Here is a 26906-nt window from a genome sequence, read left to right on the forward strand (position 1 = left end):
AAGTTGGAGCAAGATTGAAGCGGAGAGATAGTAATGCGCATACTACTTGTTGAGGATGATCCTACGACCTCTAAAAGTATCGAGCTGATGCTGACGCATGCGAATCTGAATGTCTATGCCACCGATCTCGGGGAAGAGGGGATCGATCTGGCCAAGCTTTATGATTACGATCTTATTCTTTTGGATTTGAACTTGCCGGATATGACCGGGCACGAAGTTCTTCGTCAGTTGCGTATAGCTCGGGTGGAGACGCCAATTCTGATCTTGTCAGGAGCGGATGACACGGAAAGCAAAATCAAAGGCTTCGGGTTTGGCGCTGACGACTATCTGACCAAACCGTTTCATCGGGAAGAATTGGTGGCGCGTATCCACGCCATTATTCGCCGCTCCAAGGGGCATTCCCAATCGATTATCCGAACGGGGCGGGTTTCAGTCAACTTGGACGCAAAGACTGTCGAGGTAGATGAAAAGTCGGTTCATCTGACTGGCAAGGAATATCAAATGTTGGAATTGCTGAGTTTGCGAAAAGGAACCACCCTGACCAAGGAGATGTTTCTTAACCATCTTTATGGTGGGATGGACGAGCCGGAGTTGAAAATCATCGATGTATTCATTTGCAAGCTGCGCAAGAAGCTGAGCAATGCGACCGGCGGAGAAAACTATATCGAAACGGTTTGGGGGCGTGGTTACGTCCTTCGCGATCCGCAAACCAGACCGCTCGACAATGTCAGATTGGCTGTCAACGCCTGAACGTTTGAAAATACCGTCCCTGAGGTCCCGGACGGAAACGCCACTCACGACACGGCACATCTGGACCTGAACATGGCCTCGCCCTATCACTGGTGATCAAGATCGAGCAACAGGGCGGGGCCATGAACGACACTCTACCGGTGGAAAAATTGACCCGGGCTCAGGCCCAGGAAGAACTGGCGCGTCTTTCGGCCCTGTTACACCGGGCGAACGAACTCTATCATGTTCTCGACGCACCAGAGATTTCCGATGCGGAATACGATGCTCTAAAGCGCCGCAATTCGGAAATCGAAGCCCGGTTCCCGGGGCTCAAGCGTATGGACAGCCCGACTGAGTTGATCGGCGCGAGGGCAAGCGACGGGTTTGCCAAGGTTACCCACGCGGTTCGGATGCTGTCGCTGGGAAATGCATTCGACGACGACGATGTGACAGATTTCGACCGTTCAATCCGAAAATACCTCGGAGTAGGTGACGAGACGTCACTCAGCTATACTGCGGAACCAAAGATAGACGGGCTGTCCTTGTCCTTGCGCTATGAGAACGGAGACCTGGTTCAGGCTGCAACGCGGGGTGATGGAGAGATCGGTGAAAATGTCACTGCGAATGCCCGGACGGTCCCGGACATCCCGCACCGACTGAACGGTGCTCCCGCCGTTCTTGAAGTGCGAGGTGAAGTCTACATGTCGCATGCCGATTTCGAGGCGCTCAATGCGCGTCAGGCGGAAGTCGGGGGCAAGCTTTTTGCCAACCCACGCAACGCAGCCGCCGGGTCGCTGCGGCAACTGGATGCCGAGATCACGCGCGCACGCCCCTTGCAGTTCTTTGCCTATTCCTGGGGTGAGGTGTCTGAACCACTGGGCGATACTCAGATGCGCGCAATTGGACGGTTGGATCAGTTGGGGTTTCAGACCAACCCGTTGACCCGACTTTGTGAAACGACCAGGGACATGATTGCGCACTACCGCGAGATCGAGGCGCAGCGGGCGACCTTGGGTTACGATATCGACGGTGTGGTCTATAAGATTAATGATCTTTCCCTGCAGGCGCGATTGGGATTCCGTTCGACAACACCCCGTTGGGCGATTGCGCATAAATTCCCTGCCGAACTCGCTTGGACCCGATTGGAATCAATCGACATTCAGGTAGGCCGGACCGGCGCGCTCAGCCCAGTGGCGCGCCTGTCACCGGTGACGGTTGGCGGTGTAGTCGTCTCGAACGCAACATTGCACAACGAAGACTACATTGCCGGTCGGGATGCCAAGGGAGGATCCATTCGCGGTGGCAAGGACATTCGCGTGGGCGACTGGGTGCAGGTCTACCGCGCGGGAGACGTGATTCCCAAAGTGGCAGATGTCGATCTTGCCAAACGTCCGGCCGGGGCCGAGCCTTTTGTTTTTCCGCTCAGGTGTCCGGAATGTGGCAGCGACGCAATCCGCGAGGACGGGGATGCAGTCCGCCGCTGTGTGGGGGGTATAATTTGCCCTGCACAAGCCGTCGAAAAGCTGAAGCATTTTGTTTCGCGCAAGGCGTTTGACATCGAGGGGCTAGGGGCCAAGCAGATTGAAATGTTTTACGACGATCCCGATTTGCCGGTGAAAACTCCGGTCGACATCTTCACGCTGCACGATCGGGATGCGGCCAACCTGACCAAACTCGCCAAGCGAAAAGGTTGGGGTGCACAGAGTGCCGCAAACCTCTGGGCGGCGATTGATGAAAAACGTACCATACCCTTCGGACGCCTACTGTTTGCCCTGGGTATCCGGCATGTCGGCGAGGCAGCGTCGAACTTGATTGCCAACCACTACAGCACCTGGCCGGAGTTCGAGCGTTCGATTACTGCGGCCGCTGGTTTCGAGGGACCGGATTGGGAAAACCTGTTGAGCATTGACGGTGTCGGAGAGGTCATGGCGCGGGCGCTGGTCTCGGCCTTTGCACAACCGGCAGAGCGTGAAACCATCGATGCTCTGGTGGCCCAGCTTACGGTGTTGGATGCGAAACGCCCCGATACATCCGGCAGCCCCGTAGCCGGGAAAACTGTGGTGTTTACCGGCACTTTGGAAAAGATGACACGTGCCGAAGCCAAAGCGCGGGCCGAAGCGCTGGGGGCTAAGGTTGCCGGATCGGTCAGCAAGAAAACGGATCTGCTTGTCGCCGGGCCCGGTGCCGGATCAAAGGCAAAAAAAGCCGCCGAACTCGGTATCGAGACGCTGGACGAAGACGGTTGGCTGCAGCTGATCGAAAGCGCATGAAGGGGCGACCAGAACAGCTTTTCCCGCTTTTTGCCGGGGTGGAGACGCTGGAAGGAGTGGGGCCGAAAACAGCGCAGCTTTTCGGCCATCTCGACATCGAGACGCCGAGGGATCTGTTGTTTTCCTTGCCTTATGCCGTAGTTGACCGTCGGCGCCGGGATACGATCAAAGGGGCAGAGTTCCCGTCTACGCTGACTGTTGAAATCACAGTGGGCGCGCATCGGCCTCCACGAACCAAGGGAGGAGCCTACCGAATCCATGTCGAGGATTCACAAACAGATTTTCAACTGGTCTTCTTTCATGCCCGCGGTGACTATCTGAAAAAGATCCTTCCCCAAGGTGCGCGCCGCGTCGTGTCAGGCAAGCTGGAACTGTTCGACGGCATGGCGCAAATGGTGCACCCGGATCATATGTTGCCGGTAGAAGAGGCAGACGATATTCCGGATTTCGAACCGGTTTATCACCTTACGCAGGGTGTGACGCAAAAGACGGCCTTCAAGGCCGCGCAAAGCGCTTTGGCGCGGACACCGGACCTGTCGGAATGGATTGATCCGGCTCAGTTGGCCAAGGAGGGCTGGCCCAACTGGCAGGCGGCAATAAGGGCAGCACATGAACCCAGCGGGCTGGATGACGTGGTTCCCACCGCTCCGGCCCGCGCACGGCTGGCCTATGACGAATTGCTTGCTCATCAGTTGACTTTGGCGCTTGCCCGTCAGCGCGAGCGAAAGTCGCGCGGATTGATCAGTGTCGGAACAGGCATTCTGCAATCCAAGGTTTTGGGCAGTCTCCCGTACCGGCCTACAGGCGCGCAAGTGCGAGCCATGGAAGAAATCGCCGCAGACATGGCTGCACCAACTCGCATGAACCGTCTGTTGCAGGGGGACGTCGGGGCAGGCAAGACCCTGGTGGCGTTCATGGCGTTGTTGCTCGCGGTCGAGGCGGGCGGGCAAGGCGCAATGATGGCTCCGACCGAGATTCTTGCCCGGCAACATCTCGAAGGGTTGCGCCCATTGGCAGAAGACGCCGGCGTGGTGCTGGAGATCCTGACCGGTCGTGACAAAGGGGCAGAGCGCAAGGCCAAACTGGAGGCGCTCAAACGAGGTGACATTCACATTCTCGTCGGTACACACGCCGTGTTCCAAAGCGACGTGACGTTTCATGATCTTCGCCTCGCCATCGTCGACGAGCAGCATCGATTTGGTGTACGACAACGGATGGAACTGGCAGAAAAGGGTATCGCGGCAGATGTTCTGGTGATGACCGCAACGCCCATTCCGCGCAGCCTTGCACTCGCGCAGTACGGCGACATGGATGTTTCGGTTCTGGACGAAAAGCCACCGGGACGGAAGCCGATCAAAACGGCCATCATCAGTACCCAACGGCTGGACGATGTGGTGGACCACTTGCGCCGAGCCATTGCCGAAGGCCGCCAATGCTACTGGGTGTGTCCACTTGTTGACGAATCCGAAGTATCGGACCTGACCGCGGCCGAAGACCGCTTCAAACGTCTGCGTGCGGTGTTGGGCGATGGCGTGGTCGGGTTGGTGCATGGTCAAATGCCGCCAGCCGAAAAGGACGAGGCGATGGCCGCGTTTCAGGGGGGTGACACCAAGGTACTGGTGGCAACCACGGTGATCGAAGTTGGGGTGAACGTCCCGAATGCGTCGATCATGGTAATAGAGCGGGCCGAGATATTCGGCCTCGCACAATTGCATCAACTTCGCGGCCGTGTTGGACGTGGCGAGGCCGACTCGACCTGTTTGCTCATGTATCAGTCACCGCTGAGCGAAGGGGGCCGCAGACGTCTGGAGGTTCTGCGCGAGACTGAAGATGGGTTCAGGATTGCCGAAACGGACCTGCAAATGCGCGGCGCCGGAGATCTGATCGGAACCGCACAATCGGGGCTTCCCAAGTTCCGGATCGCGGACCTTGAGCGTCAAGCCGGCTTGATGGCGGTTGCGCAATCTGACGCTCGTTCGCTCCTGTTTTCAGACCCAGACTTGACGTCGGAACGGGGCAGGGCAGCTCGTGTTCTTTTGTGGCTGATGAAACAGGATCAGGCGATCCGTTTGATTTCAGTGGGTTAGGCAAAGAATCCCTTAAAGTTCACAAATGTTCTCAAAAAGTTCTTTACAGACCCGATGAAAAATGAGAACAAAAGGTCAACAAAGGATTAAACCTGACCGGAGGTGAGAGCATGCTGAAGCAGATCAAGACCGCATTGAACCGTTCGCAGGAAACGCTGCTGCAAGACGCTGTTGGCGCCGCTTCCCTGGTTGTGATGCTGATGGTTGCGCTCCACCTGCCCGGAGGTTTCTGACCCTTTCTGCCTGCGATCTCGTGCCGGCCGCCTGCATCTTTATCCCCATTTGGATGCCTGGGTAACGACCTGTCCCAAGACCCTTGAGAGGCCATGCCTCGGCCTCGAACTGGCTATCCGGATCCCTCGCGAGACACGCACAACCTGCCGCCGCCCTCTCCGCCCGGGAGGAGCGGCGGTTTTTTTCAAAGCTGGCCGGTCTCGAAGATATCAAGAAGAGCTGACAAAACGGAATGAGCGGCGACCGACGCCAGGATCATCCCCATCACGCGACTGACAATGGCCGATCCTGCGTGGCCGATCAGGCGAATGATCGGATCGGCCAAGAGCATCATGACGAACGCAATGGCGATCACCGTCAGCATGACCGCCGCCGTGATGGTTTGGTCGGCAACGCCGAACCTTGTGTTGTCGGTGAGGATGACAATCGCGAGCATTGCACCGGGAGAGGCAAGGGAAGGCACGGCAAGTGGGAATATGGCGGGATTTGGTTTCTGGATTTCCTCGGCGGTCTCTTCCTCTATCTGGCGCCGATCCGAGTTTGCCTTGCTCTCTCCAAAGATCATGGTGAGAGCGAACAGGAAAAGAATGATTCCACCTGCGACCTGGAACGAATTCAACCCTATATCCAGAGCTTCGATCAGCAATTGACCGAAGATCAGAAAAAACAAAAGGACCCCTGCACTCACAAGGGCGGCTTGAAATGCGGCCCATCGGCGCGCTCTGGCATCCAGCATTGCGGTCACGGCCACAAAAACAGGGATCGTACCAATGGGGTCGATAACCACCCAAAGGGTGACAAACGTCTCGAGAAGATCAGACATGAACTCCACCAACAAACTGGCCGCAGACTAGGCCGGTTTGTTCGCAAAATCCATGTTCATGCGCAATTGGCTTGCTCTGCCTTTGCCATTGCTTCTGCCGTGGCATCCAAAACCAAAAGGATTGAAGCGTGGCGATTTTTATAGTCGCGAGCTGGCATCAACACCTCCAGCCCATCAAAAGGGGCATCTGGTGCAGGTCCGTCGTTCTTGAGCATCGCCTTGAGTTGATCTCGGGCAGCTTCAACTTGTTGTCGCGTCGCGCCTATGATGGCGCCCCCTACGACCGATGCCGATGCCTGTCCCAATGCGCACGCTTTTACGTCCTGCCCAAAGTTGATGATTTTGCCGTCTTCGACCTTGATGTCGACTGTCACGGTTGATCCACAAAGGGGCGAACGCTTCTTGACTGTTGCGTCCGGGTGTTCCAGCCGTTCGAGATGCGGAATATCCGCCGCGAGCGCCAGTATGCGGCCGGAATAAAGCTTGATCAGATCGGTCTCGCCGGACATGGGTTTCCCTCGTGGTCTGTTCCCCATACATAGTGGCCGTGCTCCGGGATGCAAAAGGTTTTTGTCCATGATGTTCGATCCTTCTTCGCTGAAATACAACGATGCCGGCCTTGTTCCTGCAATAGCCCAGGATGAGGCATCAGGCGAAGTTCTGATGATGGCCTGGATGAATGCTGAGGCAGTTGCGAAGACGCTGGAAACAGGTCGCGTGACCTATTGGTCCCGATCGCGTCAGGCCTTCTGGGTCAAGGGTGAAAGTTCCGGCCACGTGCAGGAATTGGTGGATTTTCAGGTCGATTGCGATCGAGATTGCTTATTGGTGAAGGTCCGACAGACCGGCCCAGCCTGCCACACCAACCGGCGGAGCTGTTTCTATGTCGCAGTTCGGAACGGTGAAGAAGTGGAGTTGATGGCACCCGAGGCCTGACCTCAAAACCCGACCAAGGCCCGGATATCTTCCGGAGTCGCGCCGTCGTCGCGAAATTTTCCTATTGCTCGGGCATCATCACGCTTGGCCAGACGTTTGCCGAACTCATCACGGATCAGGCGGTGATGGTGATAGATCGGTGTTGGAACGCCCAAAAGTGTTTGCAAAAGAACGTGAATCCGGGTGGCTTCGAACAGATCCTCGCCCCTTGTGACATGAGTGATCTGTTGATCTGCATCGTCGACAACGACCGACAGGTGATAGGAGCTTCCCATGTTGCGCCTAACAAGGATGATGTCGCCAACACCAGCCAACAGGATGTCCGGTTCAAGTCGATGCAAACCGGTATGTTGCGGGCCGGTTTCCTGAAATGAACGACGATCAGTGCACGCCAGCGCCTTTGAGATATCAAGACGCAGAACATCATCGGGCCCGGTCTCCGAAATGGGTCGCGCGCGGCAAGTCCCCGGATAGATCCGCCCGTCAGGTCCGAATTGCGGTACGCCTTCTTGTGGCGCGCCCGCTGCGGCCTCGATGTCCGTGCGATTGCAGCGGCAGGGATAGACCACACCCTTGGAAATCAGGTGTTCCAGAGCTTGCCTGTAACGGGGCAGTCTGCTGCTCTGGCGCATGACGGGTTCTGGCCATGACAAGCCTAGCCAAAGCAGGTCGTCATAGATTTGGGTTTCCCAGTGCAGCCGGGATCGCGAGGTATCGATATCCTCGATCCTCAACAGGAATGTACCACCATTGTCGTGGGCCATGTCTCGGGCGATCAGGGCAGAAAAGGCGTGTCCCAAATGCAGAGGTCCGGTAGGTGAAGGGGCAAAGCGGGTCGTTATTGTCACGCTTTTTCAACAACGTATACTTCGGACTTCAGGTTCAATCCCGGAAGGTGCGTTCCATGTTCGCGGAACAATAGTCGTGCAGCACCCATATCAAGCCATTCGCTTAGGCGACCCGTATACGCACGATCCGCCAAAGCATGATCATTGAGCGAAAATGCGAGCAGACCACCCTTTGGCAACGCCTTCATGAGCAGGTCGAAAGTTGCAGGCGGAGCGGCGCCCACGCCCAGAACCCCGGCGGCGGTAATGGCCTTGTAAGATCCTTGAACGAGCGGGTTCGGATTGGTGATGTCGAAAGTTTTCAAATCGCGATAAACATTCTTGGCAGCTGCTCCCTCAAGCATCTTGGGGGTAGGATCCATGCCGTCGATGGTCTTGAATCCGACCCGTGACAAGGCAACGCCTGACAAACCTGTTCCGCATCCATAATCCAGAATCGGCGTGTCGGGTTCCGGGAGCTTCGACCAAAGCGCTTCAGCTATGCGGCCCGGTGTGACATAGCCGTTCTCCCCGATCTCCTCGTCATAGGTCGCGGCCCATTTCTGATAGTGCTCGCGCGTGGCTTCGGGCGACTGCAGATCGTAAGTGTTCTTCAGAAATTTCTCACTCATACCTGAACATTAGGCATGAGATTTCGCGTACGTCCAGTCAGGATTGCGCCAACCAATCCAGCCAGGCCGCTTTGGCCCGGTCAGTATAGGCCTTGTAACGATCCTTGCGGCCGCGGCGACCGCCTTTCAGACCGTCGACAAGGCGGAACAGGCCAAAATTCACGTTCATTGGCTGAAAGGTCTTGGCCTCGGCCCCGCCTGTAATGTGATGGATCAAGGCCCCCATCGCACTGTCCTGCGGAACTTGTGGAAGGTGATCGCCTAGGATTTCAGCTGCGGCGAAACGGCCAGCCAAAAGACCCATGGCGGCGCTCTCGACATAGCCTTCGACGCCCGTGATTTGCCCGGCAAAGCGGATGTTTGGCTGCGATTTCAACCGCATCTCGGAGTCTAGCAACGTGGGTGAATTGATGAACGTGTTGCGGTGAATTCCACCTAGCCGCGCAAAGCTGGCGTTTTCCAAACCCGGGATCAAGCGGAACACGTCAGTCTGGGCGCCGTATTTCATCTTGGTTTGAAAGCCAACGATATTGAATAAAGTTCCCAGCGCATTGTCGCGACGCAGTTGAACAACCGCATAGGGCTTTACATCCGGGTGGTGCGGGTTTGTCAGGCCAACCGGCTTCATTGGCCCGTGGCGCAAAGTCTCGCGCCCGCGTTCCGCCATGACTTCGATTGGCAGGCAGCCATCAAAGTATCCTGCCGTTTCACCTTCATGAAACTCGGTTTTGTCTGCGTCCAGCAGCGCATCGATGAACGCTTCGTATTGATCGCGATCCATCGGACAGTTCAGGTACGCAGTGCGCTCCTCTTCGGTATCGCCCTTGTCATAGCGCGACTGCATCCATGCCTGCGACATGTCTATGCTGTCGGCATAGACAATGGGGGCAATGGCGTCAAAAAAGGCCAGCGACTCGGCACCGGTTTTCTCCCTGATCGACGCTCCAAGTGTGGGCGAGGTCAGGGGGCCGGTCGCAAATATCCATGTGCCGCTGCCGGGCAGCGTTGTCACTTCCTCCTCAGAGATCGAGACGCGAGGATGCGCACGCAGCTTCGCCGTCACGGCCTCCGCAAACGGATCACGATCAACGGCCAGGGCCCCGCCGGCCGGCAGGCGATGCGCGTCTGCCGTAGTCATTATCAGGCCGTTCGCCGCGCGCATTTCCCAATGCAAAAGGCCAACCGCGTTCTGTTCGTCGTCATCCGAGCGAAACGAGTTGGAACAAACCATCTCGGCCAGATTGCCGGTGTGATGCGCAAAAGTACCGACTTTGGGGCGCATTTCGTGGATGACCACATCAACGCCCATTTCCGCCGCCTGCCAGGCGGCCTCGGACCCGGCCATGCCGCCGCCAACGATATGCAATGCCTCTGTCATGCTGAGCCACATAGGGCAGGGCACCACTTAGTGCAACGCCAGAAAGCTTGTCGCGATTTTGGGGGGATTTGGGGTCGCCGGTACGGGAATGTCAACGCCGGTGAGAGAATCCGGCCTGGAGGGACCTTCCGCCTGCGGCGACCCAAAAGTGTCGGTCAGGTCTTTGCCTTACTTAATCCTTGCCACAATAAGACCGAACTTGAAAGCAAAATGAAGGGAAGGATCAGAAAGATATCAACAAGTTGAATCAATAAGGCCACCAGCGACCTATTGTGTCCAACTTGGGTCTCTTTTTTCGATAAATGCGGCAATTCCCTCTTCGGTGTCACGGTTGAGCATGTTTTCGACCATCACCTCGCCGGTATAGGCATAGGCTTGGTCGACAGGCATCGGGATTTGATGGTAAAACGCCTGCTTGCCGATCTTGACGGCACTCCCAAGTTTCGAAGCGACGAGTTCTGCGAGGTCCTGTGCCTGCTCTGCCAGCTCCTGTGCGGGAACAGCGCGGTTGATCAGGCCGAGTTCAGTCGCGCGTGCCGCATCGATAAACTGTCCAGTGGTCAGCATCTCAAATGCCTGCTTGCGGGGAATGTTCCGGCTGAGCGCCACCATGGGGGTAGAGCAGAACAGGCCGATATTTACACCATTCACACCAAAGCGGGTACCGTCGGCCGCAATTGCCAGATCGCAGGTGGCCACAAGCTGACACCCTGCGGCTGTTGCGATCCCGTGTACCTGAGCGATCACGGGTTGCGGTACTTGCTGGATCGTCATCATTACGCGGGCGCACCGGTCGAAAAGATCCTTGAAGTACGCGCGCCCCTTGTCCTCGTTTTGGCGTCCTGCGGTCATCTGTTTCAGGTCGTGACCCGCGCAAAATGCCTTGCCCGCCCCCGACAGGATCACCGCGCGGATTTCCCTGGCCTGGTGCAACGCATCCAGTTCCATCTGTAGTGCCGCGAGCATTTCGTCACTCAGGGCGTTCAGCCGATCCGGCGCGTTAAGGCGTAAGTGCCGAACGGCGTCCGTGTCGTGACGTTCCAGAATTGCCATCTTGCTCTCCCCTCGTAAGTCGGGGCAACTCTAAGCACAGAAACGGAGGAGGGGAAGAATGTCGTTGGCAATGAACAAGGAAGAACTGGCGGATTACTTGGCCGAGGTGTTTCCGCAGGTCAAAGAGGATTTTGCCATCGACAATCTAACCGAGGAATCAGTGACTATGCGTCTTCTGACTGCCGAGCGGCATTTGCGCCCGGGCGGGACAGTGTCTGGGCCGTCAATGTTCGCTTTGGCGGATGTCAGTGTCTACGCGATAGTGCTTGCGCGCTTGGGGCGCATGGCGCTGGCTGTTACCACAAATTGCTCGATGGACTTCATGCGCAAACCGGACGGCGCCGCGCAAATGAGAGCCGAATGCCGGTTGCTCAAGCTTGGGCGCACCCTGGCCGTCGGGGATGTTCTCATGTTTTCGGAAGGCTCCGACAAGCCTGTTGCACGCGCAACGATGACCTATTCGATACCGCCCGCAGGGTCAGTTGCAGCCTCGGCGGGTTAAAAAAGGCCGGGGAACGTCCCCGGCCCAGGAAGAGGTCCCGAAATAACCGGGACTGGGGATAGTTTACAGCTGCCAGAATCGCAGGCTCGCCTCGCGACGGGACTGCATTCGCGTCAGCCCAACATCCTTGAGCATCCTGTCGTCCAACCGGCTCAGGTTGATCCGGCTGCGGCGGCGTTGCTCCCAACGTGTCACGGTCGCGGCAAAACGCACGGCCAGAGCAGCGATCAGCGGCAGCCGGGGGCTGGCGTTCAGCAGCGACAGGGCGGGGTTGTGCATTGCGCGTGTCATGACGGATGTCCTTTCCAAATTGTATTGACACAATATTGAGCTGATTGATACAAGTGCTTGATACATTCCGGAATCACCTAAAGGCAAAGGAAAGATTGTAATGAGTACAATTTGGACCGATGCGCTGCCTCAAACCCAAGGACCCAAGTATACACTGGTGGCCGACACCATCAGAAAAGCGATAGATTCAAAAGCTTTGGATGTAGGCGCCAAGTTGCCACCAGTCCGCGAACTGGCATTCAAGCTGGGTATTACACCCGGAACTGTGGCGCGGGCCTATACGGTTCTAACGGATGAAGGTTTGCTTCAGGCCGAGGTGGGGCGCGGTACATTTGTCGCCCCTCCGAAATCTCCGATCATGGATGACGTTTGGTCCAGGCAACTGCATTTGCAAGAGGCGGAAAATGAAAGGCATGTCAGCCTGTTCAGTCCCCGGTTGGCGGACGTGGGGCAGGTGGCGCTTATACGAGAGTGCTTGAACAAGGTGGCGCGGGCCGATCCGGCGATGTTCCTGAACTATCCAACGCGCGACGCATACCAACCCGCTCGTCAGGCGGTTGTGGATTGGCTGTCCGAACTACCGCTCGGGCCTGTGACGTCCGACGATATCGTTTTGACGCATGGCGGTCAGAACGGTTTGTGCGTCGTGTTCCAGACGATTCTGAGTGGCCCGAAACCTGTTCTTCTGGTCGAAGACCTGTCTTATGCCGGGTTCCGGCGCGCCGGAGAGTTGATGCGTGCGGAAGTGATCGGGATCAGGATGGACAAATGGGGCATCAGCCCCGAAGCGATGGATCATGTCCTGCGTCAAACTTCGGCGCAGGCGGTTTGTGTATCTCCCGAAGTGCAGAACCCGACCGGCAGCCACTCTCCCCTGGAGCGGCGCAAGGAAATCGTCGCGGTTGCGCGCAAGTATGATCTGCAGATCATCGAGGATGACTGCTATCGGATGGGCGATGCGCGCGCGCCAAGCTATCGCGCTTTGTCCCCGGAACGAGGGTGGCATGTTTCGTCGATCTCGAAAACTTTGACACCCGCTTTGCGAGTCGGATTTGCAATCGCCCCAGAAGGGCGAAGTGGGGATTTGAGGCGGTCTGCCGAGTATGGTTACTTCGGGCTGGCCCAGCCACTGGTTGAATTGACAAGGCTGCTTCTCAGCGATCCTCGGACGCGTGATCTGGCCAACGAAATCAGGGCACGTATGTCTGAATACGTCCGTGTTGCTGTGAATTCGCTCGGAGGGTTCGATCTGGTGTGGGATCCGCAAGTGCCGTTTGTTTGGCTGAGGTTGCCCTCGGGGTGGCGGTCAGCGGCGTTTACGCGAGCTGCCGAGCGGGAAGGAATACAGTTGCGCTCGGCAGACGAATTCGCTTTGCGGGATGGCCGTGCGCCGAACGCGGTGCGTATCGCCATGAACGCGCATGTTTCGCTGACACGGTTCGAAGAGGCAATGCTTAGGTTGCGCAAACTTCTGGACAACCCGCCAGAGCAAATTAGTGTTTGATCGGGCGGGTGTCTCGGGCGCAATTACTATTTTTCGGTAAGAGGTATCCAAGCCGAAATATCGTTTGCGCCATAGCTCCAGCTATTCTGGCTGGCCGCAACACCCGCAGAGACTGCTGCTGCAATCAATCCTGCAACGGACGGGCCCGCGACTATCACGCCGTCAAGGGTAGGCTCAAACTTATAAGTAGCTTCGAGTGTTTCCGTGGCACATTTCATGCGAATTGTCGTCGGTCTACCTTTGAACTTGGGGACACGCACGATTGCCGGGGTAACAAATTTTGCCGAAATTTCAGCTGAATCTATTTCGCAAGCGACACCGGTTATTTCAGATTCGCTGGGGCTCTTTTGTTTTTGATTGTGGGAGACTTCCTGAATGACTTCTGTACCATCGCCCTGAGAAAGGAATGTGCGTACAACTGGTTCGGTGTAGCCAAGGATCCTGCTATTGTTGATGCTGCTGTTTTTTACAGTCACTTGCACAGGTGGAGAAGTAATCGGAGCCCCGTTGGTGCACGCGGCTAAAAGCGCAGATCCTGCCAGAATTGCAAACACTCGGTATTTCATTGTTTTTCCTAGTAGTTATGTAGTTATTCTAAGTCTCCCCATGTCGAGACTTGGGGACATACGGTCAAGCGAGTAATGGGATTTTATTTCTCCATTGGCGGGTGCTGTTGCGAAACTGCTACTGAACTGCCCGGTCTCTAGCTTGCTAGATATGGGGTAAAATATTACCTATTTTTTAAGACATTAAAAACAAACAATTAAATGGATGTTGGCGCACTTGACGTGCAATCAATCCGCAAATAAAACCCGAGCATCGAATTCGGGCCGGCCCATTGGGTCGGTCTTTCACATCAAACAGGACTATCCTGCCATGAAAACCTTTTCTGCAACACCTGCAGACATCGACAAGAAGTGGATCCTGATCGACGCCGAGGGTGTTGTTCTGGGCCGTCTTGCCTCGATCGTCGCCATGCGCCTGCGTGGCAAGCACAAAGCGTCGTTCACCCCGAACATGGACATGGGCGACAATGTCATCGTGATAAACGCTGACAAAATCCAGATGACCGGCAAGAAGCGCGAAGAGCACTTCTATTGGCACACTGGCCACCCGGGTGGCATCAAGTCGCGCACCAAGCAGCAGATCCTTGAAGGCGCACACCCCGAGCGCGTCGTGACCCAGGCGGTCAAGCGCATGCTGCCGGGCAACCGTCTGGCGCGTCAGCAGATGACCAACCTGCGCGTTTACGCCGGTGCCGAGCATCCTCATGAGGCGCAAGCGCCCGAAGTTCTGGACGTGAAGTCCATGAACAAGAAAAACACCCGGAGCTAATGACCGATGGCTGATCAGATCAATACTCTCGAAGAGCTGAGCGCCGTCGCAGGCGTTGAAACCCTGGTTGCAGACGAACCGCGCGAACCCGTTCGCGACGAGCTGGGCCGTTCATATGCTACTGGCAAGCGTAAAGACGCCGTTGCCCGCGTTTGGATCAAGCCGGGTTCCGGAAAGGTCACCGTGAATGGCAAAGATCAGGACGTCTATTTTGCTCGTCCCGTTCTGCAGCTGATCCTGCGCCAGCCGTTCCAGGTTGCCGGTGTCGAAGGTGAATTCGACGTTGTCGCAACCGTCAAGGGCGGTGGCCTGACCGGTCAGGCCGGCGCGGTCAAGCACGGCATCTCGAAAGCCCTGCAGCTGTACGATCCGAACCTGCGTGGCGCACTGAAAGCCGCTGGCTTCCTGACCCGCGACAGCCGCGTTGTGGAACGTAAGAAATTCGGTAAGCGCAAGGCCCGCCGTTCGTTCCAATTCTCGAAGCGTTAATCTTCGGGTTCCAAGTTTCAAAAGGGCCGCGCCGGGTGCGCGGCCTTTTTTGTGCGATCTTTCCATTTTCTGCCCTAGCGCGATACTAATGCGCATGCGCGAAGCGGTTGGATAGGTTGGCGGGCGAGCAGCGATATGCAAACCGGAATATACTACATCAATCTGGACCGTGTTCCCCAGCGCCGGGAATTCATGGAGCAGCAGTTCAACTCTTTGGAACTGGCGGCGACGCGTTTCAGCGCTGTCGATGCCAGCAAGCCTCCAGGTGCGTTCGGAAACGGGTATCGTCCCGGCAGCGGCCTGCGATGGGGGTTGAAGCTTAGCGAAATCGCCTGTTTCGAAAGTCACAGGGCCATATGGCAGCGGGCGGTCGCTGATGATCTCGCTGCCGTAGCGATTTTCGAGGATGACGTGCAAATGTCCTGCAGTGCGGGTCGTGTCATCAGGGCTGTTCTCGAAGCGTCTGAAGAGTTCGACATGGTCAAACTCGACTATTCGCCACGCGCACTTCGATTTGGGCCGAAGCAGGTTCTTAACGGCATGTGCGTAAGGCCAATGCTGGAGATGGCACCCAGTGCAGCAGCCTATGTCTTGTCCCAAGGCGGATGCCGCAAACTACTGAACTGGTCTCGATACTACTCCGATCATCTGGACGATTTCATCTCCATCCCCCGCCCAGACTGGAAGATGTTTCAGGCGTTTCCAGCCGTTGGAGTTCAGCTTGTCTGGTCGAAGTCTCCTTCGAATTTGGATGCGGTGGTAAAATCCAGCGAACGGGAATCCGATCCGACCATAAACAGCAATCTTGACAAGGGACCACCATGGTTTCGCCTGCGCAGGGAGCTCTATGGTGCGGGTGAAAAATTGCGGCGCAAAGTCGGCGGTGATGCCCGCCTCAAAAAGGGTGGGGGCTTTATCGGCTTCATTCCAGGGGCTGACGATCTGAGCGTCTGATATCGCAAGTATGTGCCGCGACCGGGCAAGTTCGGACGAACCTCGGAAGGGCGTTAATGCCCAGCGATTAGATCGAGTAATGGTCGTATATTCAAAAAGTTTAACAAAAGCCGCCTTATGTACTATCCTAACCATGTTAGATGCGCAGTGGTTTTCCGGTGAGGGTGCATGAGCCAAACAATTTACGAGAAATACGGCGGGTTCAAAACCATCAGCCGGATCGTAATGACATTCTATGAGATGGCCTTGGATTCCGACCAGATCGGGGACTATTTCGCGGATATCGACATGCCGCGGCTAATGGATCATCAGACGAAATTCATCTCTTCTCTTATTGGCGGGCCAGCCTCGTTCAGCGATGAGAGGATCGAGGCGGTTCATCGAAATCTCAACATCAGCCATACTGATTTCGACGAGATGACCAACCTGTTTGCCAACGCTCTGGCGGCGCATGGCTTGACGGAAGAGGATATAAGGACGGCATTGACGGCCATCGAAGGTAAACGTTCCATAATCGTTGTCCGGGACGCGGCATGAGTATTGCCGCCATCAACGAGCATCTTTTGCGTGCAATTGGTGTCGGAATTGCCGTGGTCCGTGCCTCGGATCTAACGTTTGTATTTCAAAACGAACCCTTTGCCGAGTGGTTCGGAAAACCGGAGGCAGAGGCCACTCTGACCGACGTCCTGCAGGGGTTGGACACTGCGGAACTGGATAATGTCCGCACCAATGGTCTGCGATATACGATCGAATTACAGATCAAGCCCAAGCGGCGGACGCTGATATTTGCGATTGCGATTTCACTGGCCAACTCGTTGGATGAAAAAATACTTGTCGTCGAATGCCAGAACATCACCCGAATCCGCGAGCTGGAAAGCATGATCGACAGCTATTCGACAATGGTCGAGCGGAACACGCGGGAACTGGAACGCGAGAAGGAAAGGGTAGAGCGGCTGCTTTTGAACCTCATGCCAAGATCGGTATATGAAGAGTTCAAGACCTTTGGCGTCGTTACCCCGCAGCTTTACGAGAGTGTCTCGGTCGTGATGCTGGACTTTGTCGATTTCACGGATTTTGCCGCGAAAACCGATCCCACGATAACGCTGGGAGAGTTGAACGATATCTTCACCGCTTTCGATCGGATCGTCGAACAATACGGGTGCGAACGGATCAAAACCATTGGGGATGCCTATCTTGCGGTATCCGGCATGCCCGATCCGACTCCGGATCATGCAACCGCGGTCGCGCATTGCGCCACCCGTTTCTTGAGGTATCTGGAACGACGTAACGAAAGCCATCCGCACAAATGGCGGGCGCGGATCGGGTTGGGAACAGGTGCTGCCGTCGGTTCGGTCGTGGGCATCCAGAAATATGTCTATGACGTTTTCGGCCCGGCCGTGAACATGGCTTCTCGTCTTCAGGTCTTTGCCAATCCGATGAAGATCGTGGCACCGGAAGAGATGAAATTTGCCTTGATTGACGAGTTCCAGGTGTCTGATTTGGGGCCGGTGGATATCAAGGGAATGGGAACCGTTGACTTGATCAACGTCACGTCCCAGCTTCGCAAGCCGCACCCCAGCCCACGGTTTTGACTTTCCCTGTGATCATTCACTCATCTGGCGCGATCAGGCCCAATCCACGCAGATAGATACCGATTCCGGTTTCCAGAAGGTCTTCAGGAGGAAAGGGCGATGCTGTTCCCGTATTTCGGGCATAGAGTTCGACCACGCCGTGGCTCATCGCCCAGATATGTGCACTGAACATCGAGGCGGGGGGGCGTTTTTCGGGTGGGATGTGCTGCGACAGATCGGCCGCCGCCTTTTCCAGAACGGCCTTGGCGCGGTTGGCTGCCGCAGCGAGTTCGGGGGTTCGGTTCAACGATACTCCGCTTTCGAACATCGATATGTAGTGACCCGGATGTTTTCGGGCAAAGGCCAGATAGGCGCGTCCCGTTGCTTCGAACGCGGCCAAAGCAGATGGTTGCCCTTTGTCATAGGCGTATTGCATCAGGTCGGCGAACATTTCGAAACCCTGGCGCGCCGCCTCGGCAATCAGATCTTCGCGCCCTTCGAAGTGGCGATAGACTGCTGCCGGGGTGACACCCGCAGTCTTGGCCGCTTCGGACAAAGTGAAACCGGTCGGCCCCTTTTCCTCGATCAGCTTGAGGGCTGCATCGATCAAAGCCTGTTTGAGATTTCCGTGGTGATAGCCGCGTTTAGACATCCCAGATTTCCGGGCCTCCACAGATTTTCCGATCGACCGGACCAATGGCGTCATCGTCCTTTTCGTCATAGTCGATTGCAGTCAAGATGGTTCGGATTGCGGCCAGCCGCGCACGTTTCTTGTCGTCTGAACGCACCACAATCCATGGGCTGACCTCCGTATGGCTGAGGGTCAGGGTTTCGGATATTGCATTGGAATAGGCATCCCATCTTTCCAGCCCCTTGATGTCGATGGGGCTCAGCTTCCAGTGCTTCAGCGGGTCGGTTTCCCGGGCGAGAAACCGGCGCAATTGTTCGGCGCGGCCAACGTTGAGCCAGAATTTGAACAGCTGAATCCCATCGTTGATCAGGCCCTGCTCTAGCGGCACGACCTGACGGAAAAAACGTTCCCGCTCGGCTTCCTCGCAAAACCCGAATACATGCTCGACAACCCCGCGATTGTACCAGCTGCGGTCGAAGAACACGATCTCGCCTGCAGACGGAAGATGTTGAATGTAGCGCTGAAAATACCATTGGGTGCGTTCGGCGTCAGAAGGCTTCGACAACGCGACAACGCGCGCACCGCGCGGGTTAAGGTTCTCGCGAAAGCGTTTGATGGTTCCGCCCTTACCGGCGGCATCGCGCCCTTCAAAGATGATGGCGATCCGTTTTCCGGTTTCCTTGACCCAGGCCTGCAGCTTAACCAGCTCGATCTGCAGCAGTTCCATTTCGCGGTCGTAATGCTTGCCCTTCATTTTCTCCTTGTGCGGATAGGACGGGGAAAGAATGTCGTCCTTTCCGGCCTTGTCGATGGCTTTCCGGATTTCATCGGGTGCATCGTTCTGAAAAAACGCGGTGATCGCGCCAGTTTTCGGTTTGGCCATTCGGCGTCTCCCAATGTTTTCCGGAATTTACTATGGGATGTGAATCCGATTAACGCAAACCCGCACGTTCCGCGGCGCGGTTGATTGCGGCGACAACGTCGGGAACCGAAACCACCTGAGGCATATGTCCCATGTCTTCGACCACAGCCAGGTTGGCATCCGGTATCTGACGGGACAGCGAGTTGGAGTGAAGGTCAAGGTCGACGGTGTCGTCGGCGGTTCCATGGATGATTTCGGTGGGAACAGCTATTTCACCATAAAGCGGATAGAGCGCGTGTATCTCTTCCAATAGATTGGCCCGCTGTCTCGCATTTGCCCGCATGGAGTCTCTGCGCAAAGTAAGCCCGGAACCAAAATGGCTCAAATAGCCATCGGGTACCGCTTGCGGTGAAAAAACCGCGTCAAACACACTGTTGATGTAAGTTTCCGGAACGAAGGCTGTAATCAACGGGGAAAGAAGTTTACCCCCGACAGGATGAGACGTGACACGGTGATAAAGATCTAGGGGCGTTGACCAGGGGTTCGATGCGGCTGCCACGGGGACCAGCGCCGCAATGTTGTCAGGGTGCCTGACGGCCCAAGCCAGGGCCACAGCCCCGCCATAGCTTTGGCCTACGACAATCGGTTTTTCTGCCCCCAACTGCGCCGCCGCCTTCTGCAGGATGTCTGCCTGTTCGAAAATGCTTTCGCCATTGGGGTTGAAGCTTTCCGAATAGCCAAGCCCCGGGCGGTCGAAAACGATTACGCGATAGTTTTGTGCCAAAGCCGGAGCCAGCGCAAACGTCATATCGCGCGTGTTGCCCGACGAGCCGTGGATCAGCACCACATCCGGACCTTGGCCCATGACCACCGCGTGAACCCGCACACCATCCACGGTCACGAATTCGCCTTCGGGGGGGAACTCGACCTCGGCGCGCGCCTCCAGATGGCCTGCACGCCAAGTTGCCAGCGCCGTCAGGCCTGCGGTTGCAAGCCCTATGGATATCAAGAGTTTAACGGCCAATTTCATCCAGATCGAAGGGAGTTGTCTGATATATTTCGTTGATCCAGTTACCATATAGGAGATGCGCGTGACTTCTCCAGCGGTTCTGCGGAATTCGGGACGGATCGTCGTCCGGATAATAGTTGGTCGGTACGTTGATCGGTGTTCCGTTCGACACGTCACGATCGTATTCCTGTTTCAACGTATCGCTGTCATATTCGAAATGATTGAAAATATAGATCGCGCGATGATCGGGGTCTTCGACCAGACACGGGCCAACCTCGTCACTGCCAAGCAAGGTGCGCAGGGCGGGAACCAGGTCGATCTCGTCTTGTTTCATTTCGGTCCAGCGGCTGACGGGAATGACGCAATCGTCCGAGAAACCGCGCAGAAAGGGAGAGGCCGGAGCAAGATTTCGGTGGCGAAAGCACCCGAACGCCTTGGCGTCCAGCATGTGTTTCTTGACGCCGTGAAAGTGATTGATCATCGCCATACCGCCCCAGCACACGCCAAAAGTGGAATGTACGCTGGTTTGCGTCCACTCAAAGACTTCCCGCAATTCTTCCCAATAGGTGACGTCATCAAACTCTAGATGCTCGATCGGAGCGCCGGTAATAATCAACCCGTCGAACTTTTCGTCCCGGACCTCCTGAAAAGGGCGATAGAACTCCTCCATATGTTCAGCGGCGGTATTCCTGGTCTGATGCTCGGTCATGCGGATCAGGCTCAGCTCGATCTGGAGCGGGGTGGCCCCGATCAATCGCGCGAACTGGTTTTCGGTCTGGATCTTTTTGGGCATCAGATTCAGCAGACCGATATGAAGCGGGCGGATGTCCTGCCGCATTGCCTGATCTTCGGACATGACCATGACGCCCTCCTTGGTCAGGACGTCATAAGCGGGCAGGTCGGACGGGATCTTGATGGGCATCAGTGCGGACTTTTTCGTTTAGAATGAAATCAGTTAATTAGGTGCCTTGGACACGGCTCTCAAGGGTGCGCTCGATCAACTCATCGAAATCAGACGCATCGCGGATCGCGGCGATCTCGTTGGCGCTGACCGCAATGCCCCAGTTTCTGGCCATGGCGTCGTATCTGGGCTGACGATGTGCCAGGGCCTGGGCATAGGTCCAACGGATGAACGCATCGGGATCAACATCACCGGCGGCACAGTCATTGGCCGCCAGGTATTCATCCCAGACCCTGCTGAGAAATTCGGGCTGATAGGACATCGGCTTTGGCGCTTTGTCAAAGCGGCGGATCAGGCTTTCGGTGTGGGCGTCATCTCCCTTGATCCAAATCATCAGCGTATGGCGTGACAGTTCGGAAAGAACCTGATCTCTGGGATCATCGGGATTGACCCATTCACAAATCGATCCGCCGGTATCGCAGATGAAATGCGGGTAGCCATAAAGACGCTGCGCCCGGTCAATGAAATACTCGGTATCCAACAGGGCGTGTATCTCGGCCAGACGGAACTGTTCCTGACGGCGGCGATATTCGGAAATCTCCAGCCCGCCAAGCGCAGGATTGCCCGGCTTGCCAAGGTAGGTCGCAACAGGCGTCAGGTTTTCGAAGGAAATGTTCGACCCGATATAGATCGAATCCGACAGCAGCAGATCGCGCAGAAACGGGATTTTCATCGCTTCGGCTTTGGCATTGTCGGTAATGTACTCGCCCATGTACCGGGTGCCGATGCGATAATCGATGGAGTAATGAAACCATTGCCCCTGATCACGCAGAATGTTCGAGACATAGGTTTTCCCCAGTCCCGACATTCCGAAAAACAATATCTTCTTGCGCGGCGCCTGACGCCAATCCTGTGCCGAGCCGTAAATCATGCCCCACCTTCCTTTTGGCCCTTGCTAAATCGGGGGGCAGGCGGCGTCAATTGCGGTTACGTCCGGATTTCTTGAGGATGATCAAGCCTGCGGCCAGCAACGCAAAGCCGCCAAATGCCTGCGGGGAAAGAGATTCATTGCGCAGAAACAGTCCCAACACAATTGCAACCGGCGGGATAATGAGGGTCACCAACATCAGGTTGCCACTGCCAGCAGTCGACAAAACCCGATAGTAGAGCAGGTAAGCCCCGGCTGTGGCGACCAGTGAATAGTATCCGATCGCGATCCAGGTAACCGGTTGCAGATCGAAAGCCGGAACACCCTCAAACATCAATGTCGCAGGAAGAAGAACTGCGGTTGAGCCGCTCAGCATACCTGCGGCAGCGATTGGGGGTGGAAGGTGTGAAAGCCTCACACGCGCCCATGCACCGGCACAGGCATAGGAAAACGCGCCCGCAAGTACAGCGATCTGCGCCGAGTTCTTCAGGTCGAGATTTGTAAGATTGTGCAATCCGATAGCGGTGGCAACGCCCAGAAATCCCAAAACCACACCGATCACCCGTCTCGGCGTCAGACGTTCGTCACGAAATAGCGCAGCAGCCACAATGACGCCGAAAATGGCGGTAGTGGCATTCAGTATCGAGGTAAGTCCGCTTTCGATATGAAGTTGCCCCCACGCCATCAGCCCAAAAGGCAAGACGTTGTTCAAGAGACCCATCACCAGAAAGGCCAACCAGACCTCCGGGGTTCGGGGCAACGGAAGACGTTGAAGAAAAACAACCATCCACAGCACGCACATGGCCCAGAATGTGCGATGAAGCACGGTTGTCAGAACCGGCACCTCATCCAGTACAATGCGGATCGAGACGAACGAAGCGCCCCAGATTACCCCCAAGAGGATCAGTTCGGCCCAGGCCTGTGGAGAAAGATGTTTCTGCTGCATGGTTTCCAGGTATTGCCACGCGCCCAACTCAGGTGCGACCCGAAACATGCGAAATAAAAAACGCCCCGCTGTTCAGACGGGGCGTCGATTTTTTGGGCTGATAGGGCGTCAGTCCAGAGCGTAGGTGATCTGGAAGCCAACGCTCCAGGCGCTGTTGCCCGTGAACGTGGCCCTGGCATTTGGGCCCGCGCCATTTGCAGTCGCGTCCCCGATATCCGTATAGCGGACACCGCCAGAAATCTTTGCTTTTTCCATTGTATAGGTGCCACCGACACCGACACTCCAGAAACCATCTGTCGGGCCAAGGTTCGACACGCTGCCTCCTGTTGAGGTCTCATAGCCAAGTGTGATTGCCCCGGAAAACTGCTCGGTAAAGCTCCTGCCGATACCCAGGGTATAGGTAAAGGTCGGGTCGTCGTAGTCGACGAGATTGGTGGTCGGGGGATAGTTTGGCGGGTTATAGACCAACTGCGGCCAGTCCACCCAACGGATGCTGCCGAACAAAAGGGTGTTTGCGGCAATGCCGGTCTGGAAATCGAGGTTCACGGATTGGGGGGTTTCGATTTCGCTGTTGGTATCGAACGAGGCGACAAACCCGGGCGGGATGGGCGGAACCGGTGGCGGGTTCAGGGATTCCGTCTGCGACAGGTCGTGAGTGATCGCCGAGTTGTAGGTCAACGCGATGCGCGCCGCGATGTCGGGGCGTTCCCAGGCAAACCCAACCACATAGCCGAAATCGGTCGATGCGCTGGTATTCACCTCGTAGCCGGCGGCGATCGGAACCGCGACATTCGCTTTGACGCGCTGCGCGCGAACGCCACCGATTGCGCTGAACCCGTTGTCAAACTTGTAGCGCAGCAAAGCGGTGATTGCGTCCGTGTCCGCCGTCGCGCGAAGAACATCCGAACGACCGCCGGGAATGGGGTTGATCGAAAGGGGGTAATTGGCGGCATAGGCAATATCGGCGCCAAATGGCTGGTCATAAATCAGCGCGAAATCCAATCGTTCGTTCAATTCGCGCTTGTAGGCCAGATGCGGCGTGAAAAAATCGTTGGCAACATTACCGGAATCGACCGGCTGGCCAAAGGTTGGCCCCGGCGTAAGGTTGGGCATCGTGCCGCTCACGTCCGGATTTGTATAGCCGAGACGGAATTGCACGACATTGCCTTCTTCAAAAAGGATGTTCACGCCCTGACCAGATCGGTCGATACCGCCTGCATATGCTGCCGTTGCTCCCAAACTCAACGCCAGCGCACTTGAAAGTGCGATTTTCATTCTTGTCTCCCTCTTGCTCCGAATTTGCGACCTGAACTCGCTTAACGGCAATCCTCCGAACGCCAGGTTAATCTGACTGGGTTCGGTAACTATTCGTCTTGAAGATGAACCGTCAATCACTGACGGTGCGTTAAGATTTTCTCACCTTTTGGCGACTGTTGCCTTGCTGCCACTCTTCTCCAGCCAGATGTTCATATAATTCGCGCCAAAAATCAAAAGCGATCCCACAAGAACCCAGATATCAAGCTGCTCTCCATAAAGTAGCATGCCGATAACAGCGATCGTCGGCAGGCGCACGAAGTCTATGGGAACAACAACCGTCGCCGGGGCGATTGCCAGAGCATTTGTGATGCAGAAATGCGCAAGCAGGCCTGCCAGCCCGACGAGGATGAGATACGGGGCGGATTGCAAGCTAGGCAAAGCGATTGCACCGTCATATCCGGAGGCCGCCAGACCGAGGAAAAGTTGCATCAATGTCAGCCAGAACATGATGCAACCGATGCTGGCGATACCGGTCAGCTTTTTTGTACTGATCGTTGTCAGCGCAAAGAACACCGCCGACAACCCGGCAGCCATGACGCCGATGCTCAGCGGTGTTGCACCCGGGCGTGCAACGACAAGAATACCAACAAAGCCGATGATCGCAGCAGCGGCGCGACCTCGCGTCAGCCGCTCACCCAACAGGAAGGGCGACAGAACGATCACCCATAATGGCTGCGTAAACTCCAAGGCAAAAACCTGCGCCAGCGGAATTGCTGTTACGGCAAAAAACCACAGGTTCTGTCCTGTGAAATGAACGGTGTTGCGAACGGCATGCAACCCCAGCCTCCGGGCTGACACCTGCGACCAGTTTCGGGTCACTGTGAGAACAATCGAGACGATGAGAACACCCACCAGGCTTCGATACATCATGATTTCGAAAGTATCGTGAGCAAGACTCAATTCTCGACCGGCAACCGCCATCGATGAAAACGAGGCAATTGCCCCTGTCATCCAAAGGGCTGCCTTGCCAACCTGAATGCCGTCCTGTTGCATATCGCTCTCCCGGAACTCACGAGGGACCGGAACTGGTATCAGGTCAAGGCAAAATCTGATCGGGCGCCGTGACAACGCGTAAACAAAAATGCCGGGCAAATTGCCCGGCATTCAAGGTCACTCCCACTCGATCGTCCCCGGAGGTTTCGAGGTGATGTCATAGGTGCAGCGATTGATGCCCTTGACCTCGTTTATGATCCGCGTGGCGGTCTCGCTCAGGAACTCGTGGCTGAAGGGATAATAATCAGCCGTCATGCCGTCGACCGAGGTCACCGCCCGCAGCGCACAGGCATAGTCATAAGTACGCCCATCACCCATCACGCCAACGGTCCGAACCGGAAGGATCGCCACGAACGCCTGCCAGATTTCATCATACAGACCGTGCTTGCGGATCTGATCGATATAGACCGCGTCAGCCTCACGCAGAATATCCAGCTTTTCGCGGGTGATCTCCCCGGGACAGCGAATGGCCAGGCCGGGGCCGGGGAAGGGGTGGCGACCGATGAAGCTTTGCGGCAAGCCCAGTTCACGCCCCAATGCGCGCACCTCGTCCTTGAACAGCTCGCGTAGGGGCTCGACCAGTTTCAAGCCCATCTTTTCGGGCAGGCCGCCCACGTTGTGGTGGCTCTTGATAGTGACCGAGGGGCCACCGCTGAACGAAACCGACTCGATCACGTCGGGATACAGCGTGCCTTGGGCAAGGAATTCCGCGCCTTCAATTGTGTCGGCATGTTTCTGGAACACATCGATGAACAGCCTGCCAATGATCTTGCGCTTGGTTTCCGGGTCGGACTGGCCTTCCAGTTCCCCAAGGAACAACTCTGTTTCATCTGCATGGATCAGCTGGATGTTGTAATTGTCGCGGAACATCGAAACGACTTCCTGCGCCTCGTTCTTGCGCAAAAGGCCGTGATCGACAAATACACACGTCAACTGGTCTCCGATCGCCTCGTGTATCAGGATCGCCGCGACCGAGGAATCGACACCGCCCGACAGACCGCAGATTACCTTCTTGTCGCCCACTTGCCTGCGGATATCCTCGATGGCTTGCTCGCGATATGCACCCATCGTCCAGTCGCCTGTGAAACCTGCCAGTTTCACGAAGTTCTCGTAAAGTTTTGCGCCCTTGGGAGTGTGGTGAACCTCGGGGTGAAACTGAACCGCATAGAAGTGGCGGCTGACGTCTGCGGTTATGGCGAATGGCGCATTCGGGGATGTGCCATAGACCTCGAAACCGGGGGCGATCTTGCTGACGTGGTCGCCGTGGCTCATCCAGACCTGTTCCCTGCCATCGGCGAACCAGCCATCAAGAATATCCAGACTGTTTTCGGGCGTAACATACGCACGTCCAAACTCGGCAGTGCCGTGACCGCTTTCGACTTTGCCGCCAAGCTGGTGCATCATCACCTGCTGGCCATAGCAGATACCGAGGATCGGCACGCCATAGTCAAAGATATCCTGCGGAGCGCGCGGGGAACCCTCGCGCGTCACGCTGTCCGGCCCACCCGAGAATATCACGGCCTTTGGCGCCATTTCGCGCACAAAGTCCATCGTGACGGTCTGATAGGGGTGGATTTCGCAATAGACGTTCAACTCGCGCAGGCGGCGCGCGATCAGCTGCGTCACCTGGCTGCCGAAATCGATGATGAGAAGGCGGTCATGGGATGTCTGGGTCATAGCCAGCGCTTTAGGAAATGTGGCTGG

29 protein-coding genes are annotated in these 26906 nt (G+C 56.3%); 12 read left to right on the forward strand and 17 right to left on the reverse strand.

The window, feature by feature from the left end; all coding sequences use genetic code 11:
* Window positions 1–33: 33 nt before the first annotated feature.
* From ctrA to AC2FNB_RS00845, 4 genes are all read left to right on the forward strand, one after another.
* Complete coding sequence (ctrA, locus tag AC2FNB_RS00830; RefSeq protein WP_496743866.1) at window positions 34–750, forward strand: response regulator transcription factor CtrA; 717 nt, start codon at window positions 34–36, stop codon at window positions 748–750.
* 122 nt (window positions 751–872) lie between these two features.
* Window positions 873–2999 (forward strand): NAD-dependent DNA ligase LigA, encoded by a 2127-nt coding sequence (ligA, locus tag AC2FNB_RS00835; protein ID WP_496743868.1) that lies wholly within the window; start codon window positions 873–875, stop codon window positions 2997–2999.
* Complete coding sequence (recG, locus tag AC2FNB_RS00840; protein WP_496743922.1) at window positions 2996–5086, forward strand: ATP-dependent DNA helicase RecG; 2091 nt, start codon at window positions 2996–2998, stop codon at window positions 5084–5086. Before ligA ends, recG begins: the two co-directional genes overlap by 4 nt.
* Window positions 5087–5196: 110 nt before the next feature.
* Entirely contained in the window at window positions 5197–5319 is a 123-nt protein-coding gene (locus AC2FNB_RS00845; RefSeq protein WP_480750870.1) for a hypothetical protein, read from the forward strand.
* Between the two features lie 185 nt (window positions 5320–5504).
* Here AC2FNB_RS00845 and AC2FNB_RS00850 read toward each other — a convergent pair whose 3' ends face one another.
* Together AC2FNB_RS00850 and AC2FNB_RS00855 are read right to left on the reverse strand one after the other, a co-directional pair.
* Complete coding sequence (locus AC2FNB_RS00850; protein ID WP_496743870.1) at window positions 5505–6143, reverse strand: MarC family protein; 639 nt, start codon at window positions 6141–6143, stop codon at window positions 5505–5507.
* A 56-nt stretch (window positions 6144–6199) separates the two neighbouring features.
* Complete coding sequence (locus AC2FNB_RS00855) at window positions 6200–6652, reverse strand: iron-sulfur cluster assembly scaffold protein (protein ID WP_480750872.1); 453 nt, start codon at window positions 6650–6652, stop codon at window positions 6200–6202.
* Window positions 6653–6719: 67 nt separating this feature from the next.
* Here AC2FNB_RS00855 and hisI point away from each other — a divergent pair, with 67 nt between their 5' ends.
* A complete protein-coding gene (gene hisI / locus AC2FNB_RS00860) occupies window positions 6720–7079 on the forward strand; it encodes a phosphoribosyl-AMP cyclohydrolase (RefSeq protein WP_480750873.1) in 360 nt (119 codons plus the stop codon).
* 2 nt (window positions 7080–7081) lie between these two features.
* Here hisI and gluQRS read toward each other — a convergent pair whose 3' ends face one another.
* The 4 genes from gluQRS to AC2FNB_RS00880 all read right to left on the reverse strand — a co-directional run bounded on the left by gluQRS (window position 7082) and on the right by AC2FNB_RS00880 (window position 10969).
* Window positions 7082–7927 (reverse strand): tRNA glutamyl-Q(34) synthetase GluQRS, encoded by an 846-nt coding sequence (gene gluQRS / locus AC2FNB_RS00865; RefSeq protein ID WP_496743872.1) that lies wholly within the window; start codon window positions 7925–7927, stop codon window positions 7082–7084.
* Window positions 7924–8538, reverse strand: a complete 615-nt coding sequence (locus AC2FNB_RS00870) for a class I SAM-dependent DNA methyltransferase (RefSeq protein WP_496743873.1) — start codon at window positions 8536–8538, stop codon at window positions 7924–7926. Before AC2FNB_RS00870 ends, gluQRS begins: the two co-directional genes overlap by 4 nt.
* Before the next feature lie 37 nt (window positions 8539–8575).
* A complete protein-coding gene (gene trmFO, locus AC2FNB_RS00875; RefSeq protein WP_496743875.1) occupies window positions 8576–9916 on the reverse strand; it encodes a methylenetetrahydrofolate--tRNA-(uracil(54)-C(5))-methyltransferase (FADH(2)-oxidizing) TrmFO in 1341 nt (446 codons plus the stop codon).
* Window positions 9917–10183: 267 nt separating this feature from the next.
* On the reverse strand, window positions 10184–10969 hold the full coding sequence (locus tag AC2FNB_RS00880; protein WP_480750877.1) for an enoyl-CoA hydratase: 786 nt from the start codon (window positions 10967–10969) through the stop codon (window positions 10184–10186).
* Between the two features lie 58 nt (window positions 10970–11027).
* Between AC2FNB_RS00880 and AC2FNB_RS00885 the strand changes: the two genes are divergently transcribed.
* Complete coding sequence (locus AC2FNB_RS00885; protein ID WP_480750878.1) at window positions 11028–11471, forward strand: PaaI family thioesterase; 444 nt, start codon at window positions 11028–11030, stop codon at window positions 11469–11471.
* 63 nt (window positions 11472–11534) lie between these two features.
* Here AC2FNB_RS00885 and AC2FNB_RS00890 read toward each other — a convergent pair whose 3' ends face one another.
* Window positions 11535–11762 carry a DUF1127 domain-containing protein gene (locus tag AC2FNB_RS00890; RefSeq protein WP_496743877.1) on the reverse strand — a complete coding sequence of 76 codons (228 nt, stop codon included), beginning with the start codon at window positions 11760–11762 and terminating at the stop codon, window positions 11535–11537.
* A gap of 100 nt (window positions 11763–11862) precedes the next feature.
* Between AC2FNB_RS00890 and AC2FNB_RS00895 the strand changes: the two genes are divergently transcribed.
* Window positions 11863–13266: an aminotransferase-like domain-containing protein gene (locus AC2FNB_RS00895; RefSeq protein WP_496743879.1), complete on the forward strand. Its 1404-nt coding sequence runs from the start codon at window positions 11863–11865 to the stop codon at window positions 13264–13266.
* 26 nt (window positions 13267–13292) lie between these two features.
* On the opposite strand, the gene AC2FNB_RS00900 is transcribed toward AC2FNB_RS00895, so the two are convergent.
* A complete protein-coding gene (locus tag AC2FNB_RS00900; protein ID WP_496743881.1) occupies window positions 13293–13832 on the reverse strand; it encodes a hypothetical protein in 540 nt (179 codons plus the stop codon).
* Window positions 13833–14142: 310 nt separating this feature from the next.
* On the opposite strand from AC2FNB_RS00900, the gene rplM reads away from it, so the two are divergent.
* From rplM to AC2FNB_RS00925, 5 genes are all read left to right on the forward strand, one after another.
* Window positions 14143–14601 (forward strand): 50S ribosomal protein L13, encoded by a 459-nt coding sequence (gene rplM, locus AC2FNB_RS00905; RefSeq protein ID WP_496743883.1) that lies wholly within the window; start codon window positions 14143–14145, stop codon window positions 14599–14601.
* A 6-nt stretch (window positions 14602–14607) separates the two neighbouring features.
* Window positions 14608–15090 carry a 30S ribosomal protein S9 gene (gene rpsI, locus AC2FNB_RS00910; RefSeq protein ID WP_480750883.1) on the forward strand — a complete coding sequence of 161 codons (483 nt, stop codon included), beginning with the start codon at window positions 14608–14610 and terminating at the stop codon, window positions 15088–15090.
* A 135-nt stretch (window positions 15091–15225) separates the two neighbouring features.
* Window positions 15226–16044, forward strand: coding sequence for a glycosyltransferase family 25 protein (locus tag AC2FNB_RS00915; protein WP_496743885.1), 819 nt, complete (start codon window positions 15226–15228; stop codon window positions 16042–16044).
* A gap of 168 nt (window positions 16045–16212) precedes the next feature.
* Window positions 16213–16581: a group I truncated hemoglobin gene (locus AC2FNB_RS00920; RefSeq protein ID WP_480750885.1), complete on the forward strand. Its 369-nt coding sequence runs from the start codon at window positions 16213–16215 to the stop codon at window positions 16579–16581.
* Entirely contained in the window at window positions 16578–17636 is a 1059-nt protein-coding gene (locus AC2FNB_RS00925) for an adenylate/guanylate cyclase domain-containing protein (RefSeq protein WP_480750886.1), read from the forward strand. Before AC2FNB_RS00920 ends, AC2FNB_RS00925 begins: the two co-directional genes overlap by 4 nt.
* Window positions 17637–17652: 16 nt before the next feature.
* On the opposite strand, the gene AC2FNB_RS00930 is transcribed toward AC2FNB_RS00925, so the two are convergent.
* From AC2FNB_RS00930 to guaA, 9 genes are all read right to left on the reverse strand, one after another.
* Window positions 17653–18267, reverse strand: a complete 615-nt coding sequence (locus tag AC2FNB_RS00930; RefSeq protein WP_480750887.1) for a TetR/AcrR family transcriptional regulator — start codon at window positions 18265–18267, stop codon at window positions 17653–17655.
* Window positions 18260–19129 (reverse strand): polyphosphate kinase 2, encoded by an 870-nt coding sequence (gene ppk2 / locus AC2FNB_RS00935; protein ID WP_496743888.1) that lies wholly within the window; start codon window positions 19127–19129, stop codon window positions 18260–18262. Before ppk2 ends, AC2FNB_RS00930 begins: the two co-directional genes overlap by 8 nt.
* 49 nt (window positions 19130–19178) lie before the next feature.
* Entirely contained in the window at window positions 19179–20138 is a 960-nt protein-coding gene (locus AC2FNB_RS00940) for an alpha/beta fold hydrolase (protein WP_496743890.1), read from the reverse strand.
* A complete protein-coding gene (metA, locus tag AC2FNB_RS00945; protein ID WP_480750890.1) occupies window positions 20122–21039 on the reverse strand; it encodes a homoserine O-acetyltransferase MetA in 918 nt (305 codons plus the stop codon). The genes AC2FNB_RS00940 and metA overlap by 17 nt, the downstream gene beginning before the upstream one ends.
* A gap of 37 nt (window positions 21040–21076) precedes the next feature.
* Window positions 21077–21949 (reverse strand): ATPase, encoded by an 873-nt coding sequence (locus tag AC2FNB_RS00950; RefSeq protein ID WP_480750891.1) that lies wholly within the window; start codon window positions 21947–21949, stop codon window positions 21077–21079.
* A 46-nt stretch (window positions 21950–21995) separates the two neighbouring features.
* Window positions 21996–22940 (reverse strand): DMT family transporter, encoded by a 945-nt coding sequence (locus AC2FNB_RS00955; protein WP_496743892.1) that lies wholly within the window; start codon window positions 22938–22940, stop codon window positions 21996–21998.
* A 60-nt stretch (window positions 22941–23000) separates the two neighbouring features.
* Entirely contained in the window at window positions 23001–24167 is a 1167-nt protein-coding gene (locus tag AC2FNB_RS00960) for an OmpP1/FadL family transporter (protein ID WP_496743894.1), read from the reverse strand.
* Window positions 24168–24308: 141 nt separating this feature from the next.
* The gene (locus tag AC2FNB_RS00965) at window positions 24309–25202 is read right to left on the reverse strand and encodes a DMT family transporter (RefSeq protein WP_496743896.1); all 894 of its coding nucleotides are present in this window, start codon (window positions 25200–25202) and stop codon (window positions 24309–24311) included.
* A 117-nt stretch (window positions 25203–25319) separates the two neighbouring features.
* Window positions 25320–26879, reverse strand: a complete 1560-nt coding sequence (gene guaA / locus AC2FNB_RS00970) for a glutamine-hydrolyzing GMP synthase (RefSeq protein WP_496743897.1) — start codon at window positions 26877–26879, stop codon at window positions 25320–25322.
* Between the last annotated feature and the right edge of the window lie 27 nt (window positions 26880–26906).

This window comes from Ruegeria sp. BHSB058 (genome assembly GCF_059613285.1).